This is a genomic window from Kitasatospora griseola (assembly GCF_014648555.1).
Lineage (GTDB): Bacteria > Actinomycetota > Actinomycetes > Streptomycetales > Streptomycetaceae > Kitasatospora > Kitasatospora griseola.
This window is the reverse complement of record NZ_BMRI01000053.1, coordinates 32,788-33,547: the sequence shown is the minus strand read 5'-3', so window position 1 is coordinate 33,547 and position 760 is coordinate 32,788. Positions and strand designations below refer to the sequence as shown.

At 69.1% G+C, this 760-nt stretch carries 2 protein-coding genes; both read left to right on the top strand.

Going from position 1 to position 760, the window contains the following annotated elements:
• A partial coding sequence (locus tag IEZ12_RS35125; protein ID WP_308431119.1) for a PAS domain-containing protein occupies positions 1–354 on the top strand: 354 nt, incomplete at its 5' end.
• A gap of 79 nt (positions 355–433) precedes the next feature.
• Positions 434–619, top strand: a complete 186-nt coding sequence (locus IEZ12_RS35120) for a hypothetical protein (protein ID WP_189278150.1) — start codon at positions 434–436, stop codon at positions 617–619.
• Positions 620–760: the final 141 nt, after the last annotated feature.

The following is a 760-nucleotide window of genomic DNA, read 5'->3' as shown; positions in this document are numbered from 1 at the left end:
GACGCCCTGTGCCGGCTGCTCGGCCGCCCCCGGGCCACCCTGCGCCAGCAGCGCTTCGTCGACCTGGTCCACCCCGACGACCTGCCGCTACTGCTGCGCGCCAGCGCCGAGGGCGGATCGGCCGACGTCAGACTGTCCCGCCGCGACGGCGGCTACCAGTGGGTGCGCCTGCGCAACTCCGTGGTCGCCGACGCCACCGAGGGCCCGAGCCTTCTGCTCACGGTCGTCGAGGACATCGCTGACTGGAAGGCGGAAGTTGATATGTCATCAGGTACAGGGACAGTCGAATCGTTTACCACTGGTCGCACAGGCCTACGGCCGCCCCTCCGCTACCGACCAGGAGCTTTTGGCTAACGATCTCCATGGCACCTGGATCTGTCGGGGTCCGGCTGGCGGCGGGGTTCTTGTGGGCGTCGTATATGGGAAGCGGCAGGTGACGATGGTGGTCTCCGCAGTCGACACCACCGAGGGCCTGCTCGCGAACTGGTCGCGGGGCAAGGCCATCTATCCGTTGACGCCAGTGCCTTCCCAGATCGTTCCCATCCACCACGGCTGGGCTGCCCACATGGTCTTCTCCCCGTTCGGGGTGAAGAAGCTCGGGCTCGGCGGGCAGCCGTGACGTCACGTCACCTCGATCGCCGATCCTCCGCTCCCGGCTCGGCTGGTGCTCGGCTTCGGTGGCGGCCAGGCCGCGACCACCTGTGCCTGGTCGTCTGCGACGACCGGGCCGTCGGCGCCGCAGCTGTTGCCGCAGCCGGCC